This is a genomic window from Achromobacter sp. ACM01 (assembly GCF_014851745.1).
Lineage (GTDB): Bacteria > Pseudomonadota > Gammaproteobacteria > Burkholderiales > Burkholderiaceae_B > Achromobacter > Achromobacter aegrifaciens.
Genome location: NZ_JACVAF010000002.1, coordinates 420,092 through 435,854, shown reverse-complemented (window position 1 = coordinate 435,854; position 15,763 = coordinate 420,092). Strand labels below are relative to the sequence as shown.

16 protein-coding genes are annotated in these 15,763 nt (G+C 67.8%); 2 read left to right on the top strand and 14 right to left on the bottom strand.

What is annotated here, in order from left to right; all coding sequences use genetic code 11:
* Positions 1 to 25 precede the first annotated feature (25 nt).
* The 9 genes from IB268_RS10475 to gabT all read right to left on the bottom strand — a co-directional run bounded on the left by IB268_RS10475 (position 26) and on the right by gabT (position 9,040).
* The gene (locus IB268_RS10475; RefSeq protein WP_192354202.1) at positions 26 to 772 is read right to left on the bottom strand and encodes an ABC transporter ATP-binding protein; all 747 of its coding nucleotides are present in this window, start codon (positions 770 to 772) and stop codon (positions 26 to 28) included.
* Entirely contained in the window at positions 769 to 1,530 is a 762-nt protein-coding gene (locus IB268_RS10470; RefSeq protein WP_054456759.1) for an ABC transporter ATP-binding protein, read from the bottom strand. The genes IB268_RS10475 and IB268_RS10470 overlap by 4 nt, the downstream gene beginning before the upstream one ends.
* A complete protein-coding gene (locus tag IB268_RS10465; RefSeq protein WP_088140207.1) occupies positions 1,527 to 2,429 on the bottom strand; it encodes a branched-chain amino acid ABC transporter permease in 903 nt (300 codons plus the stop codon). Before IB268_RS10465 ends, IB268_RS10470 begins: the two co-directional genes overlap by 4 nt.
* Positions 2,430 to 2,433: 4 nt before the next feature.
* Positions 2,434 to 3,309, bottom strand: a complete 876-nt coding sequence (locus tag IB268_RS10460) for a branched-chain amino acid ABC transporter permease (RefSeq protein ID WP_054456757.1) — start codon at positions 3,307 to 3,309, stop codon at positions 2,434 to 2,436.
* A 27-nt stretch (positions 3,310 to 3,336) separates the two neighbouring features.
* On the bottom strand, positions 3,337 to 4,572 hold the full coding sequence (locus tag IB268_RS10455) for an ABC transporter substrate-binding protein (RefSeq protein WP_225591349.1): 1,236 nt from the start codon (positions 4,570 to 4,572) through the stop codon (positions 3,337 to 3,339).
* 119 nt (positions 4,573 to 4,691) lie between these two features.
* A complete protein-coding gene (locus IB268_RS10450) occupies positions 4,692 to 5,891 on the bottom strand; it encodes a CaiB/BaiF CoA-transferase family protein (protein ID WP_054456755.1) in 1,200 nt (399 codons plus the stop codon).
* 29 nt (positions 5,892 to 5,920) lie between these two features.
* Entirely contained in the window at positions 5,921 to 6,694 is a 774-nt protein-coding gene (locus tag IB268_RS10445) for an enoyl-CoA hydratase/isomerase family protein (RefSeq protein WP_192354200.1), read from the bottom strand.
* Positions 6,691 to 7,671: an aminopeptidase gene (locus IB268_RS10440; RefSeq protein ID WP_054456753.1), complete on the bottom strand. Its 981-nt coding sequence runs from the start codon at positions 7,669 to 7,671 to the stop codon at positions 6,691 to 6,693. The genes IB268_RS10445 and IB268_RS10440 overlap by 4 nt, the downstream gene beginning before the upstream one ends.
* Before the next feature lie 10 nt (positions 7,672 to 7,681).
* Positions 7,682 to 9,040, bottom strand: a complete 1,359-nt coding sequence (gene gabT, locus IB268_RS10435) for a 4-aminobutyrate--2-oxoglutarate transaminase (protein WP_192354199.1) — start codon at positions 9,038 to 9,040, stop codon at positions 7,682 to 7,684.
* 164 nt (positions 9,041 to 9,204) lie between these two features.
* Here gabT and IB268_RS10430 point away from each other — a divergent pair, with 164 nt between their 5' ends.
* Complete coding sequence (locus IB268_RS10430; RefSeq protein WP_054456751.1) at positions 9,205 to 9,903, top strand: GntR family transcriptional regulator; 699 nt, start codon at positions 9,205 to 9,207, stop codon at positions 9,901 to 9,903.
* 44 nt (positions 9,904 to 9,947) lie between these two features.
* Here the strand turns inward: IB268_RS10430 and IB268_RS10425 are convergent, their stop codons facing one another.
* From IB268_RS10425 to mltG, 5 genes are all read right to left on the bottom strand, one after another.
* On the bottom strand, positions 9,948 to 10,850 hold the full coding sequence (locus tag IB268_RS10425; RefSeq protein WP_192354198.1) for an ankyrin repeat domain-containing protein: 903 nt from the start codon (positions 10,848 to 10,850) through the stop codon (positions 9,948 to 9,950).
* Positions 10,851 to 10,888: 38 nt separating this feature from the next.
* Positions 10,889 to 11,659, bottom strand: coding sequence for a TatD family hydrolase (locus IB268_RS10420; protein WP_192354197.1), 771 nt, complete (start codon positions 11,657 to 11,659; stop codon positions 10,889 to 10,891).
* Positions 11,660 to 11,727: 68 nt separating this feature from the next.
* Positions 11,728 to 12,819, bottom strand: coding sequence for a DNA polymerase III subunit delta' (gene holB, locus IB268_RS10415; protein WP_054456748.1), 1,092 nt, complete (start codon positions 12,817 to 12,819; stop codon positions 11,728 to 11,730).
* Entirely contained in the window at positions 12,816 to 13,439 is a 624-nt protein-coding gene (gene tmk, locus IB268_RS10410) for a dTMP kinase (RefSeq protein ID WP_054456747.1), read from the bottom strand. The genes holB and tmk overlap by 4 nt, the downstream gene beginning before the upstream one ends.
* A complete protein-coding gene (gene mltG / locus IB268_RS10405; protein WP_192354196.1) occupies positions 13,436 to 14,605 on the bottom strand; it encodes an endolytic transglycosylase MltG in 1,170 nt (389 codons plus the stop codon). The genes tmk and mltG overlap by 4 nt, the downstream gene beginning before the upstream one ends.
* A gap of 152 nt (positions 14,606 to 14,757) precedes the next feature.
* Here mltG and IB268_RS10400 point away from each other — a divergent pair, with 152 nt between their 5' ends.
* Positions 14,758 to 15,756, top strand: a complete 999-nt coding sequence (locus IB268_RS10400; RefSeq protein WP_175162952.1) for a folate-binding protein YgfZ — start codon at positions 14,758 to 14,760, stop codon at positions 15,754 to 15,756.
* The last annotated feature ends 7 nt before the right edge of the window (positions 15,757 to 15,763 follow it).

Sequence of the window (15,763 nt, the reverse complement as noted above, 5' to 3'; positions counted from 1 at the left end):
TGCCGGCGGGATGGCTCTGGCGGTTTCAAGCGGGGATGCTGCCGCCGGGCGGACGGTCCGCGCCCGCGTGGCCGCCCCGTCCTATGTACAGATCGCTCATATGCTGGTTGGCCAGCAGCGCCTGCCCCGTGTCGGTCAGCACGATGCGGCCGGAATCCAGGATGTAGCCGCGGTCGCTGAACGCCAGCGCCTGGCGCGCGCGCTGCTCCACCATCAGCACGCCCACGCCGATCTGCGGCAGCCGCCGCACTTCGGCGAACACCTGCTCGGTCAACGCCGGCGACAAGGCGGCGGACGGTTCGTCCAGCACCATCAGGCGCGGCGAGGACATCAGCGCCCGGGCGAAGGCCAGTTGCTGGCGTTCGCCGCCGGACAGGTTCTCGGCGTGGGTCTTGCGCCGCCCGGCCAGCGCCGGGAACAGCTCGAACATGTCGCGGATGCGCTTTTCACGCGCCTGCACGTGTTCCACCACCTGCAGGTTCTCCAGCACGGTCAGCGCGCCGAACACATTGCGCACCTGCGGCACATAGGAGATACCGATGCGCACGCGCTCCTCGACCGGCAGCGTGAGCAGGTCGCGGCCGTCAAAGGCCATGGTGCCGGCGACGCGCGGCAACAGGCCCATCACCGCCTTGACCAGCGTGGACTTGCCCGCGCCGTTGGTGCCGGCGATGGTAACGATCTCGCGCGGCGCCACGTGCATGTCGATGCCGGACACGATATCGACCTCGCCGTAGCCGCCGGACAGGCCTTGCATGACGAGCTGGCTCATATCACTCCCCCCATGTACGCCTCGCGCACCTGTTCATTGGCCAGGACGCTGTCGGGCGTGCCTTCGGCGATGACGCGGCCGCGGTCCATGACGTACATGCGCGGCACGATGCGCGACAGCTCTTCCAGGTTGTGTTCGATGATGGCGACGGTCAGGCCGCGCTGGTTCAGTTCCACGATGCGCGCCGACAGCTCCTCGATCAGCACCGGGTTGACGCCGGCGAACGGCTCGTCCAGCAGGATGCAGCGCGGCTCCAGCATCAAGAGCCGTCCCAGCTCCAGCAGCTTCTTCTGGCCGCCCGACAGTTTCCCGGCGGGCTCGTCCGCGACCCGCGACAGGTTCAGGAAGGCCAGCAGTTCATGCACGCGCTCGGCGTTGCGCGCCTCTTCGCGGGCCACCTCACGGCGGGCGAACACCAGCGCCGCCAGCTTTTCGCCGCGCTGGTCCGGCGCCGCCGCCATCATGTTGTCGAAGACCGTCAGCTGGCTGAACTCGCGCGGCACCTGGAAGGTGCGGGCCAGGCCCCGGCGCACGCGCTGGTGCACGGCCACGCCCGTGATGTCCTCGTCCGCGAAGCGCACGGACCCGGAACTGGGCGGAATGTAGCCCGTGACCACCGAGAACAGCGTGCTCTTGCCCGCGCCGTTGGTGCCTATCACCCCCACCATTTCACCCTTGCGCACTTCCAGCGACACGTCGTCCAGCGCCTTGAAGCCGCCGAAGCTGGCGCTCAGCCCTTTGATGCAAAGCAGCGTCATGCCTTTCTCCTGCGGGTAGCGGCAGCATTGCCGAAAATGCCCTGGGGCCGGTAAAGCACCACGCAGATGAGCGCCAGGCCGATGACGCCGATGCGCACGCTGGCCATCTGCACCTCCGAGATGCCGCCGACGAAGTCCCGCACGAAGCGCGAACCTTCCAGGAATCCGACCAGCAGCACCGTGCCGGCCACCACGCCGCTCAAGCGCCCCACTCCGCCCAGGATGATGGCGATCCAGATGTAGAAGGTGATCAGCGGCACGAACTGCTCGGGGCTGATGAAGGTCAGGTAGTGCGCCTGGAAGGCGCCCGCCAGGCCGGCCAGGCCCGCGCCCAGCATCAGCGAACGGGTCTTGAAGCGGGCCGGGTCCTTGCCCAGCGCCCGCACCGCGACTTCGTTGTCCCGCACCGCCTCGATCACGCGGCCAAACGGGCTGCGTATCACCAGATGGATGAGGAACAACGCGCCGGCGTTGACCGCCAGAAGCAGCAGCATGATCCACAGGTCCACCGTCTGCGGCGAGGCCCAGCCCGCGAACAGCCGCGGGATGCCTGGCAGGCCGTGCATCCCGCGCGTCAGCCATTCCTCGGTCTGCAGCATCATGCGCACCGACTCCGAGAAGCCCAGCGTCACGATGGCAAGGTAGTCGCTGCCCAGCCGCAAGGCGATCATGCCCAGCGGCCACGCGGCCAGCGCCGCGAAGGCCGCGGCCGCCGCCATGGAGATTGGGATGGGCACGCCCTTGAGCGACAGCAGGGCCGAGGTATAGGCGCCGATGGCGAAGAAGCCGACGTGGCCGAAGTTGATCAGTCCGGTGAACCCGTAATGCAGCGACAGGCCGAAGGCCAGCAGCATGTAGATCAGGATCCCGATGGCGATAGCAATCAGATAGGCTTCCATGATTTCACCTCGCCGCCATCGGACGGCCGAAGATGCCCTGGGGACGCAGCAGCAGCACGCACAGCAGCACCGCGAAGGCGAACACGATCTTGTAGGCAGGTCCCACCACCAGGCTGGCGATTTCCTGCGCAATGCTGAACACCATGATCCCGACGATGGCGCCCACCGGATTGCCGATGCCGCCCAGGATCACGGCCGCGAACATGGGCATCAACAGTTCCCAGCCCAGTTCGGGGATCACCACTGCCTTGATGCCCAGCAGCACGCCGCCCAGCCCGCAATAGGCGCCCGCGATGCTCCACAGCGTGATCATCACGCGCCGTCCGCGTATGCCGCTGGCCGCGGCCAGCTCCGGGTTGTCGGCCACCGCCCGCATGCGCCGCCCGGTGGGCGTCATGTGCATCAGCGCGAACACCAGCGCCAGCGCCGCCACCGCCGTGCCGACGATGTAGAGATCGGTAGGCAAAATGCGCACGCCGCCGAAATTCCAGGCGCGCGTAAGCGGCAGGTCGAAGGTGTACTGGTCCTGCCCGGCGAAGAAGGTGATCGTGCTGCGCAGCGCGAACGCCACGCCGATGGACGCGATCAGGCGCGACACGTTGGAGCGCGACTCCAGCGGCCGGAACACCCAGGCATAGAAGAACAGGCTGACCAGGGTGGTGCCGGCGACGGCGGCCAGGCCGCCCGCCAGCATCGAGCCGCCGGCCAGCGCCTGCGTGAAGACGGCGGCGTAGGCGCCCAACGTCATGTAGTCGCCGCTGGCGGCATTGGGAAAGCGGGCGATGCCGAACACCAGCGTGATCGCCAGTGCCGGCAAGGCCAGCAGCATCCCGATCACAACGCCGTTGATCCCGGCGTTGATGACGGTGATTGCATCCATACTTGTGTTCCCCTAGTGTTTTTATCGTCAGACTTTGCCGGCGATGACTTCATTGAGCACCAGCTTGCCGTCGCGGATGTCGAAGACGCCAAAGTCCGGCACGGTCTCGCCCTGCTTGCCGAAGTCCAGGCGCGAGGATGCGCCGTCGTAGTCCACCGGCTTGCCTGCGCGCAGCAACGCCTGGCCTTGCGCAAAGCCGCTGACCTTTTCACCGCCGCCCTGCGCGGTCACGGCGCGGATCTTGCCGTTGATGGCGGCCACGTCCGCGGTGGCCCCCGCCGCCTCGATCGCCAGCGCCAGCGTGATCACCATGTCGTAGGACTGCGAAGCAAAGATGTCCGGCTCGCGCTTGGTGCGCTTGCGGAATTCGGCGGCGAAGGTCTTGTACGCCTGGTGCTCGTGGGCCGCGACGTTGGAGATCGAGATGATGCCCTCGGTGGCTTCCTTGCCCAGCGCCTTCACCAGGTCTTCGTTGGCGGTCCAGCCGGGCATGATGAACTTGCAGTCCTGGCCGGTCTGGAACCACTCCTTCAGGATGATGGTGGCGTCGGGCCGGTAGGCGCTCAGCGAGATCACGTCGGGCTTGGAGGCCAGCACCTTGGTCAGCTCGGTGCGGTAGGTGGTCTGGTTGGGTTCGTAGATGGTGAAGGCGCTGACCTTGCCGCCCTTCTCCTGCCAGGCATCACGAAAGTAGTTTGCCTGCCCCACGAAGGTGGAGTTATTGAAAGCCATGACCGCCGGCCGCTTGAAGCCGCGCTGGCGCGCCACTTCCGCAAAGGCGCGGCCGAACACGGCGTTGGACGCCTGGAACATCCAGGCCAGCCCCTGCTTGTTCTCGGTCAGCATTTCCGGCGCGCCGCAGGTGTTCATGGTGATGAGGCCCGCGGCATTGGTGATGGGCATGGCGGCCAGGCCCACCGACGACGGCCAGATGCCCACCACCGCCTCGACCTTGTTGATCTCGATCAGCTTCTTCACGGCCAGCACGGCGGCGTCGGGCTTGGTCTGGTCGTCTTCGGCGTAGAGCTGGATCTTGCGGCCGGCAGCGCCGCCGGCGGCGTTGACCTCGTCGATGGCGATCTTGATGGCTTCCAGCATGGCCGGCCCGTAGGGGCCGCCGACGCCGGTGATGGAATTGAGCGCCCCCAGGTGGAACGGCTGGGCCGACTGCGCCCGGACCAGGGAGGGCGCGGCGGCGCAGGCGGCCAGCGCGGCGCTGGCCGCGATAAAGCCGCGGCGGGAGAGATGGATGGGCTGTGTCATGAAGGTTCCTTGCGGCGTGAACATCTTTGTTCAACTTCGAATAGCCGCCGGCGTCAGCAACGCCGGCGTCCCCTTGTAGCTTGGATGCGACTTCGATACTGCCTGCTGCGGTTTGCCTGCTACGCGATGACTCCTCGGGCGCGCATGCCTGCAATTCTGTCTTCCGCCACGCCAAAGCGGCGCAGCACCTCATCGGTGTGCTGGCCCATCAGCGGCGCCGCCGTGCGCAAGGCGCCTGGCGTTTTGGAAAACTTGGTCGGAATGCCGATGGTCTTCATCTTGCCCAGCGCGGGATGGTCCAGTTCCTGCACCATGCCGCGCGCCAGGTAATGCGGGTCCTGCATGGCCTGGCCGAAATCGTTGATCGGACCGCAGGGCACGGACGCCCGTTCGCAGCGCTCGATCCATTCGGCCGCGTCGGCGCGCGCAAACTCCGCTTCCAATATGGGTTCCAGCTCGGCAATGTGGGTCAGCCGGTCGGAGTTGGTGATGAAGCGCGGATCGGTGATCAGTTCAGGCCGTTCCAGCACGTCCGCGCACAGGCGTTCCCAGGTGCGCTGGTTGGCCGCGCCTATCATGATGTAGCCCTGGCGCGTGTTGAACGCCTGATATGGCGCCGACACGCGGTGCCGGCTGCCGGTGCCTTCGGGCACCGTGCCGTCGGCAAAATAGGCGGCGGCTTCCCAGACGAACCAGGGCAGTCCGCACTCGGCCAGCGCGATGTCGATGTGCTGGCCCTCGCCCGTCTTCATCTGGTGGATGCAGGCGGCCAGGATGGCGTAGACCGCGGTCAGTCCCGCCCCCACGTCATAGATGGCGATGCCCGACTTCAGGGGCCGCCCGCCGGGTTCGCCCGTCATGCTCATGATGCCGCTCATGCCCTGGGCCACCAGGTCGAAGCCGCCCTTGCCCGCGTAGGGTCCGGAATGGCCGTAGCCGGAGATGGAGCAATACACCAGGCGCGGATTGATGCGCGACAGCGTTTCGTAGTCCACGCCCAGCGACTTGGTCACGCCCACGCGGTAGTTCTCCACCACCACGTCGGCCCAGCGCGCCAGCTCGTACAGCACCTCGCGCGCCTCGGGGTCCTTCAGGTTCAGCGCCACGCCTTGCTTGTTGCGGTTGATCTGGGCGAAACAGGTGGATTCGCCGTTCACATAGGGGCCCATTTCACGGGAGTCGTCGCCGGCGCCGGTCTTCTCGACCTTGATGACCTCGGCGCCCAGGTCGGCCAGCACCATGGTGCAATACGGCCCGGCCATGATCTGCGAAAGATCCAGGATCTTGATGCCGGCAAGGGGGGATGCAGCTTGAGTCATATGCGGTCCGTCTTGGGTCGGTGGCCGGATCAGCGGCCGATGAATTCAGGAATGCGCTTGGCGGCGAAGGCTTCGCGGCCGCGCCGGTAGTCCTCGGTGCCGAAGCATTCGTAGGCTTCGCTGCGTTCGTCCGGAGTCAATGCGCGTCCTTCGCGCAGCTGGCTCACGAAGCGCTTGTGCCAGCGGTTGACCAGCGGCGCCGCCGCGGCGATGCGGCGGGCGGTCGCGTAGGTCTGTTCCGTCACGCGCTCGTCATCCACCACGCGGGTCAGCAGCCCCTTGGACATGGCTTCTTCGGCGCCGAAGATGTTTCCTTCCAGCAGGATTTCCAGCACGCGCGCAGCGCCCACCACGCGGATCAGGTCGGCCAGTTCCTGGTGGTCCACGGTCAGGCCGATACGATTCACCGGGATGCCGTAGCGGCTGTTGCGCCCGCCGATGCGGATGTCGCACAGGGCGGCCAGCTCCAGCCCGCCGCCCACGCACACGCCTTCGATGCAGGCCACGGTGGGGTGGCGCAGGTGCTTGAGCGTGTCGGTCATGGACAGGGTGAAGAGCGCGTACTCGGCCGCCTGCGCGGCGCCGTCGCGGTCTTCCTCGAAGCCGCCGATGTCGCTGCCGGCGCAGAAAGCGCCGCCCGCGCCGCGCAGCACCACGCAGCGCACGGCGTCGTCGGCGTCGAGCTCGCGCATGACCCGGCCGAATTCCCGGTACATGTCCAGCGTGAACGCGTTGCGCTTTTCCGGGCGGTTCATCAGCACGGTGGCCACGCCGTCGGCGTCGCGGCTCAGGTCTATGCTCATGCCGCGTCCTCCAGGCGCAGCTCGGTGCCCTTGAGCACCACCCTGCCGTCCAGTTCCAGCGTGGCGTCGGTGACGATGGTGTCGTAGTGCGCCGCCGCCTTGACGGTGCCGCCGATATAAGCGCTGGTGCCCAGCGCCAGCTGGATCGAGCCGTAGACCGATTCGTCGGACAGCATGGTGCCGTCCAGTTGGCAACGCGGATTCATGCCCACGCCCAGTTCGCCCAGGTTGTAGACCAGCGGATCGTTGAAGCTGGCCAGCAGATCGCGGAACTGGCGCGCCACCGCGCCGCCCTCGATCGCCACCGCCATGCCCTTTTCCATATGGATGCGCACGGGTTCGTCGCGGATCAGCGAGACGCCGGGGATGCTGGCGTTGACCACGATCACGCCTTCGGCCGTGCCTTCCACGGGCGCCAGGCTGGACTCCAGGCAATAGCCCGCCGAAATGTCGGTGGTGTTGGCAAAGCCGTGCAGCGCGCGGCCGCGGCGGCCGGCGATGCTCATGGTCACGTCGGTGCCGAGTTCGCTGGTGACGCGGGCGGTGTCGGCGCGGGTCAGCGCGTCGGCCAGCCCCTGGATCTGCGGGCGCAACGCATCGAAATCGCAGTCCCAGCCTTCGGCCAGAAAGAAATCGGGCAGGTGTGATTCGGGCAGCACGATCACGCCGACCCCGGCGCGCGTGGCCTGCTGGCGCGCATCGGTGTGCGCGGCATTGGCGCGGGTCAGCGCGATGACCAGGTCGGCCGCCTGCATGGCCTGGGCCACCACCGGCGACAACTGCCGGCCGTGGCGCGCGGAGCCGGCGATCTGCAGCAGATGCAGGCCGGCGCCCGCCTCGTCCACAGCAATGGCCAGGGGCTCCACGTTATGGTGGGTATGCAGGTCATACAGCACCAGCACTTCCATGCCCGGCTTGGCCGCGCCCAGCTGGCTGACCACCTTGCGCGCGTTCTTCAGTTTCAACAATGTATGCATGGCGCGCTCCTCAAGCCGCTTGCGACGCGCGGGCGTCGGCGATGCGCTGGGCGTCGGCCACCGCGCGTCCGAGGATGTCCAGGCCGCGGGCCAGTTCCTCGTCGGTAATGGAAAGCGGCGCCAGGAAGCGGATCACGTTGCCGTAAAAGCCCGCCTTCACCAGCACCAGCCCGCCCTGGTAGGCGGCCTGCACGATGTGGGCCGCCAGGTCGCCAGCGGGACTGTCGTCGCCCGCGCCGCGCACGACCTCGAACGCCACCATGGCGCCCAGGCCACGCACGTCGCCGACGATGCCGTACTGGCCGGCCCAGTCCGCAAAGCGTGTGCGCACCTGGCCGCCCAGGTCGCTGGCTCGCGCCGCGTAGTCTTCGCGCCGCATGACGGCAATGGTGGCGAGCGCCGCGGCGCACGCCAGCGGGTTGCCGCCATAGGTGCCGCCCAGGCCTCCCACGGCGGGCGCGTCCATCAGGTCGGCGCGCCCCACCAGCGCCGCTATCGGCAGCCCCCCGCCCATGGACTTGGCCAGGGTGTAAAGGTCGGCCTCGATGCCGGCATGCTGGGTGGCGAACCATTCGCCGGTACGGCAGAAACCTGACTGGATCTCGTCGGCGATCAGCACGATGCCGTGTTGGGTGCAGTAGGCGCGCAGCGCCTGCAGGAAGGCGGGCGGCGCGGCATGGAAGCCGCCCTCGCCCTGCACCGGCTCGATGATCACCGCGGCGACCTGCTCCGGCGTGACCTCGGTTTCGATCAGGCGGCGGAATTCGTTGAAGGCGGCCTCGGCGCATTCGGCTTCGGTCAGCCCCGAGCGGTAGCGCACCGGGAACGGCGCGCGATAGACCTCGGATGCGAAGGGACCGAAGCCGGTCTTGTAGGCGGGCGCCTTGGCGGTCAGGGACAGCGCCATGTAGGTGCGGCCATGGAAGGCGTTCTCGAAGGCCACCACCGCCTGCCGGCCGGTGGCGCGGCGCGCCACCTTGATGGCGTTTTCGACGGCCTCGGCGCCAGTCGTCTGCAGCATGGCCTTCTTGGGCCAGGATCCCGGGACCAGGCCGACCAGCGTCTCGGCCAGCTCGATGTATTCCGGATACATGACGATGTTGAAGCAGGTGTGCAGGTAGCGCGCCGCCTGCGCCTGGACGGCGGCCACCACCTCGGGGTGCGCATGTCCCACGTTCAGGGTGCCGATGCCGCCGGCGAAGTCGATGTACGCGTTGCCGTCCAGGTCGGTCAGCGTAGCGCCGCGGGCAGCGGCCGCGAACACCGGAGGGCCATTGGCCACGCCCAGCGCGACCGCGGCATTGCGCCGGGCCAGATACGCCTGGCACTGCGGGCCGGGAAGTTGAGGGGACTGCGCGGCGTCTTTCATTGCCCAGGGCTCCTTGGATGAGTGGGTACGGCGACGAAGTGAAGCCACTATATTCTTGTGCGTTTTATTGTGTCAATGCTGATTTACAACTACGCATTCTAAATTGTGCACAATATTGCGTTCAAATTGTGATATGCTTTGCCCCACTCAACCCAGGTGCCTACATGCCCACTAAACGCGCGACTGCCTCTGCTGACGCCGCCGCCCCCGAAACACGCAAGGCGGCCTCCACCCACGAAGTCATACTGGATATGCGGGAACGCATTGCGTCGCAGGCCTTGCTGCCCGGCACCCGCGTGCCGGAAGAAGACCTGGCGCAGGCCTATGACATCCCGCGCGCCAAGGCGCGCGAAGTGCTGGCGACGCTGGAAGACCGCGCGCTGGTGGAACGGGTGCCCAACAAGGGCGCCGTGGTGGCCCTGGTCGACATGGAAACCACTTATCGCCTGTATCAGGTGCGCGAAGCCCTGGACGGACTGGCGGTGCGGCTGGCCATGGCCAACGCCACGCCCGCCGACTGGGAAGCGATGCAGGCCCTGCTGGGCGAGCCCTTCGAACAAAGCCTGAAAAGCGGCGACATCGAGGCGCACGTGGCCACGATCGAGCAGTTCCGCAACCACATCAAGGAACTGGCGCGCAATCCGGTGCTGAGCGACATGATCGAGCGCATCTACGACCGCACCCGCGTGTCGATGCGCCGCGTGGCCCTGCTGCCGGGCCGCTCAGAGATGGGGATCAAGCAATACCGCGCCCTGCTGGACGCCATGGTGCGCGGCGACGGCGACGAGGCCGAACGCTGCGTGCGCGAATTGAACGGCAGCGCCCGCGACTACATCGAGCGCTACAAGAACTACGTGATCTGAATCGGGCCGGCCCCTTGCGGGCCGGCCTTGGGCAAGCCCGCGCCTCAGGGCGCGGCGGGCTCGTCGTAGTTGTTGAGCTTCACGCCCGAAACGCCCTGGACCGCGGAAGACGCGGCCGGGGCTTTCTTTTCTGCGGCGGGAGCCTGCGCGGCTGCCGCGCCCTGCTCCGCACTGGCCGGCGCGCCCGCTGCCGCGCCCGTTGTCGTCCCCGCCGCCTCGGCGCCTTCTTCGGCCGGCCGCGCCGCCCGCAGCTTGCGGCGGGTTTCTTCTTGTTGCGCGATCAGCTTGTCCAGTTCCGCCGCCACTGCCGTGGACTTGCCCGTCCTGGCCCAATCGGCCGGGGTCTGGCCCTTGGTATCGCGCGACCCCACGTCCGCCCCCGCCTTGAGCAGCAGGTCCACCATGGGCTTGCGGCCCGACAGCGCCGCCATCATCAGCGGCGTTTCGCCATTGGGCGCGGGCGCGTTGACCATGGCCTTGTGCGCCAGCAGCAGGCGCGCCATTTCCAGCTGGCCCTTCGAGGCCGCGTAATGCAGCGGCGTCCAGCCCAGGCGGTTGACCTGGGCGCCGCGCGCGATCAGCTTCTTGGCGCGTTCGGTCTGGCCGGCGATGGCCAGGTACATCAGCGGCGTCTCGCCCGCCGGGTTCTCGGCGTTGACGTCGGTGCGCTTGTCGGCGGCGATTACGTCGAACACCTTCCAGGCGCCGTCCACCACCGCGCGCATCAGCGCGGGCTGGCCATTCTTGTAGCGCACGTTGGGATCTTCGCCGCGCGCCAGCAGTTCCTTGATGTCGTCCGGGTAGTCATTGGCGACGTAGACCCACCAATCGCCGGGATTGGCGGCCTGCGCCGCAGCGGGAACCGCCATGCCCACGGCCAGCGCCAGCAGCGCTCCACGGCAACACGACAAGAAGGCGTTCTGGACGGAAGCGTTGTGGGCAGCCATGGATTTCCTATAAATCACTTTAAATAAATTAGATTAGGTTATTTCTTTATCTTATTGAAAAGAAGGAAGAAATTTTCGGTTGATGCACGCGCCACTTCGGCCACGGGTATGCCCCTGAGATCCGCGATCTTCTCGGCCACGTGGATCACCTTGGACGGATCGTTCAGCTTGCCGCGGTACGGCACCGGCGCCAGATACGGCGAATCGGTTTCGATCAGCAAACGGTCCAGCGGCACCTTGGCGGCCACTTCATGCACGATCTGCGCATTCTTGAAGGTCACGATGCCGGACAGGGAAATATAGAAGTTCTGGTCCAGCGCAGCCTGTGCCACTTCCCAATTTTCGGTAAAGCAATGCATCACGCCGCCGACCTCGGCCGCGCGCTCTTCCCGCAGCATGCGCACGGTGTCCTCGGCGGACGAGCGCGTGTGCACGATCAGGGGCAGGCCCGTGTCGCGGGCGGCGCGGATGTGGCGGCGAAAACGCTCGCGCTGCCAGTCCAGCGGTTCGGACAGGCGGTAGTAGTCCAGCCCGGTCTCGCCGATGGCCACCACCTTGGGATGCTCGGACAGGCGCGCCAGCTCTTCGGGCGTGGGATCCGGAGTGTCTTCGTAATCGGGATGCACGCCGACCGAGGCCCACAGATTGGCCTGCGGTTCGACCAGCGACATCAGGCCCGGCCATTCCGGCATGTTGACGCTGACGACCAGCGCGTGGGTGACCTGGTTGGCGGCCATCCGGTCAAGAATGGCCGGCAGGTCGGCCGCCAGTTCCGGGAAGTTCAAATGGCAGTGGGAATCGACGTACATGATGAGTCTGGATACAAGTGCCGCGGCGCTGCGCCCTTTGCCGGACGAAGCGCCGCCGGATCAAGGGCTTACGCCAGGCAGGATAGCACCACGCGCTGCAGGGTCGCGTGGGCGAAGAGCTTGGCGTTCAAAGGATGGGTGGCCAGCGCGCGCTGGCGCGTCAGCCAGCGCGCGGCCTCGGCGACCTTGGCCGGATTCATGCGCGCGGCAACCTGCGCGACCGCGCTGCCCAGGGCCGGGAAGTAGCGCGACGGCGCCCCCGCGCTGGCCAGCATCAGGTCGGTGTACAGGCGCTGCAAGGCGTCGATCCACTCAGTGGCCGCCACCTTTTCCAGGGCCTCGGCCAGCGTGCCCACGTCGGGCGACTGGCCCTTGGACAGCGGCCCGACCAGCTGGGTCAGCCAGGGCGGACAAGCGGCCTCGTTAGACTGGGCAAGCCTCAACGCCGCCAGCGGCGCGCCGCCGGCGGCCGCCAGCCATTCGCGGGCCGGTTCCACGTTTTGCTCGCGCAGCCATTGCAGCGCGGTGTCCGGGTCGGGCGCCGGCAGCGGCAGGCGGCGACAGCGCGACACCAGCGTGGGCAAAAGGCGGTCCGGCGCGTCCGCGACCAGCAGGAACACCGTGTGCGGCGGCGGTTCTTCCAGCACCTTGAGCAAGGCGTTGGACGACACCACGTTCAGCGCATGGGCCGGGTACAGCAGCGCCACGCGCCAGCCGCCGCGGTGCGTTGCGGTGTTGAACCAGGACTCCAGGGAGCGGATCTGGTCTATGCGTATTTCCTTGGACGGCGCGCGCTTGGCTGCGCCCGTGGCAGGTTCGGCATCCTCAGAGGGCTCGGCGGCGTCCGCCCCCTCTTCCACCGCCACGGCTTCGGGCCGGATGCGGCGCAAGTCGGGATGATTGCCGCTGGCGAACCAGGCACAGGCGGCGCAACGGCCGCAGGCCAGGCCGTTGTCCGGGGTTTCGCACAGCAGGCTGGCCGCCGCGGCGACCGCGAAGTCCAGCTTGCCGATGCCGGCCAACCCATGGATCAGCCAGGCGTGGGCGAAGCGGTCGCGGTTGCCCAGCCAGTTGCGCGCCGTCTCGGCCTGCCAGGGCAGGAACTGCGGCGCGTTGGAAGCCGTGGCGTCCTCATCTTTGGCGGCGCGGGTCGCGTTCATGCCGCCTGCCCCAGCAATTCACGCAGTCCCGCCTCCAGGCCGGTGCGGATCTGGGCAATGGATTGGGTGGAATCGACAATGCGGATGCGCTTCGGATCAGCCTCGGCGCGGGCGTGGTAGGCCTCGCGGGTGCGTTCGAAAAAGGCCGCGCCCTCGCGCTCGAAGCGGTCCGGCTCGCGCGCGTCGGCCAACCGGGCGCGCGCCACTTCCAGCGGCACGTCGAAGAGCCAGGTGCGGTCGGGCTGGCCCGCCTGCATCCAGGCTTCCAGCGCGGCCACGCGCGCCGCGCCCAGGCCGCGCCCGCCGCCCTGGTAGGCATAGGTGGCATCGGTGTAGCGGTCGCAGACCACCCAGGCGCCGCGCGCCAGCGCGGGTTCGATGACCTGGTGCAGATGTTCGCAGCGTGCGGCGAACATCAGGAGCGTCTCGGTGTCCAGCCCCATGGGGTCGGTCAGCAGCAAGGCGCGCAACTTCTCGCCCAAGGGCGTGCCGCCGGGTTCGCGGGTGGACACCACGTCCAGCCCCTGCGCGCGCAGGAAATCGGCGATCCAGACGGTGTGCGTGCTCTTGCCCGCGCCGTCCACGCCTTCCAGCGTGATAAAGCGTCCGCGCGTGGTCATTGGTCTTGTCCTTGTACTTGTGCCTGTCCCTGATCCGGCTCGGGCGCGGCGTCCGGCGCCGGGCTGGCGCTGGGCGCGGCTGCGGGCGTGCCGTTGGCCTGGTTGCCATTCGCTGCGCCGCGGCTCGAAGCCGGGCCGGGCGCGGCATTCTGGCTTTGGCCCTGGCCCAGGATATAGCGGGAAACGTTGCGGTTGTGCTCGTTCAGGTTGACCGAGAACTCGCTGGTGCCGTTGCCGCGGGAAACGAAAAAGAGGAACTTGTGCTGCTCCGGCTGCACCGCGGCCAACAGCGCCGCGCGGCCAGGCGCCGCGATCGGCGTGGGCGGCAGGCCCGGACGCGTATAGGTGTTCCAGGGCGTGTCGGTCTGCAGGTCGCGCTTGCGGATGCGCCCCTGGTAGGCGTCGCCCATGCCGTAGATCACGGTGGGATCGGTCTGCAGCAGCATGCCGATCTTGAGCCGGTTGGTGAATACGCCGGCCACGCGGCGGCGATCCGGCCCATGGCCGGTTTCCTTTTCAACGATCGATGCGAGCACCAGGGCCTCGTAGGGCGTGGTCACCGGCAGGTCCGGCTGGCGCTTGGCCCAGGTGTCCTGCAAGATGCGCTGGCCTTCCTGGTAGGCGCGGCGCAGCAGGTCGTAATCGGTGCTGCCGGGCGTGAAGATATAGGTGTCCGGGAAGAACAGCCCTTCCGGCTGCTTGATTTCCGAGCCCAGGCGTTCCATCAGTTCTTCATCGGTGGTTTCGCCCAGCGTCTGCTTGACGTCGGGATTCGCGCGCAGCGCCTGGCGGATCTGGCGGTAGGTCCAGCCCTCCAGGAAGGTGATCTGCCGCTGCGTCATGTCGCCGCGCGCCAGGCGTTCCAGCAACTTCCAGGGCGAGTCGCCGTTGATGGCCTGGTAGCCGCCCGCCTTCATCTGCTTGTCGAGCTCGGACAAGCGCGCCATCCAGATGAAGCCAGGCTCCCAGACCGGCACGCCGGCATCGTTGAGCACCCGCGCCACCGTGCGCGGGCTGCTGCCCGGATCCACCACGAAATCTATCCTGTCGGCCTTCAGCTGCATGGGCTTGTGCGCCCAATACCAGGCGCCGCCCACGGCTGCGGCGGCAGCCAGCGCGATCAACAGGAAAAACCACAGGACGAAAAAAAAGAGTCGCTTCTTCATAAGTGTCGGAAGTTTAATTGATCGCGCGGACCTGTTGCGGCTAAAGAGGGGCGGAACGTAGCGCGCGGCCCTGCGCGCCGCGGGGACATGGCCCAGCCCGGAGGGGAACACGGCTATCATCAGCACTTTGATGACGCGATAACACCGCCTCCATGCACGCTTTCCATTCTTCGATTCCCGTCCGCGCGGAAGGTTGCGCGCAAATTGCGCCGCTGGACGACTTCCTGGTCTTTTCCGCATCCGGCGCGGACGCCCTCGGCTTCCTGCACGGCCAGCTCACGCAGGACGTCACCGGCCTGCCCCGGGACGCCGCCCGCCTGGCCGGCTACTGCACCGCCAAGGGCCGCCTGCTGGCCACCCTGGTGATGTGGCGCGCCGCCCCCGGCGCGGACGACGCGCCCCAGCTCTATGGCCTGGTGCGCCAGGATCTGGCGCAGGCGCTGCTCAAGCGCCTGTCGATGTTCGTGCTGCGCGCCAAGGCCAAGCTCGCCGCCACGCCGCTGCATGTGGCGGGCGTGACGGCTTCGGCCACGGACGTGGCCGCGCTGGAAGCCGCCGCCGGCGCGCTGCCGCGCGAACCCTGGCAGCGCGCCGACCTGCCGTCCGGCACCTGGATCGCCGCGCCGTCCGCCGACGCGCGCCTGCGCTGGTGGTGGATCGCGTCCGACGAACAACTGGAACAGTCCGCCGCGCTGGCAGGCGCGCTGGGCCTGGCGCCGGCCGCGCAATGGCACGCCGCCGACCTGGCCGCAGGCATCCCGTGGATCACTGCGGCCACGCAGGACGTCTTCATCCCGCAAACGGTCAACCTGGACCTGATCCAGGGCGTCAGTTTCACCAAAGGCTGTTATCCGGGCCAGGAAGTGGTGGCGCGCAGCCACTACCGCGGCACGGTCAAGCGGCGCATGGCATACGGCACCATTGCCGACGCCGCAATCCAAGGCCAGGCGCTGGCCGGCATGGATGTCTATGACGCCAGCCAGCCCGGCGAACCCACCGGACGGATCGTGGACGCGGCCGCCGCGCAAGGCGCCGTTTCGGTGCTGTTCGAAACCACGCTGGCGGCGCTGCCGGAAGGCGACCTGCGGCTGGGCGCCGTGGACGGTCCGCGCATTGCGGCCGCTGCGCTGCCCTACTCCATCACGCCGTAAACCAAAG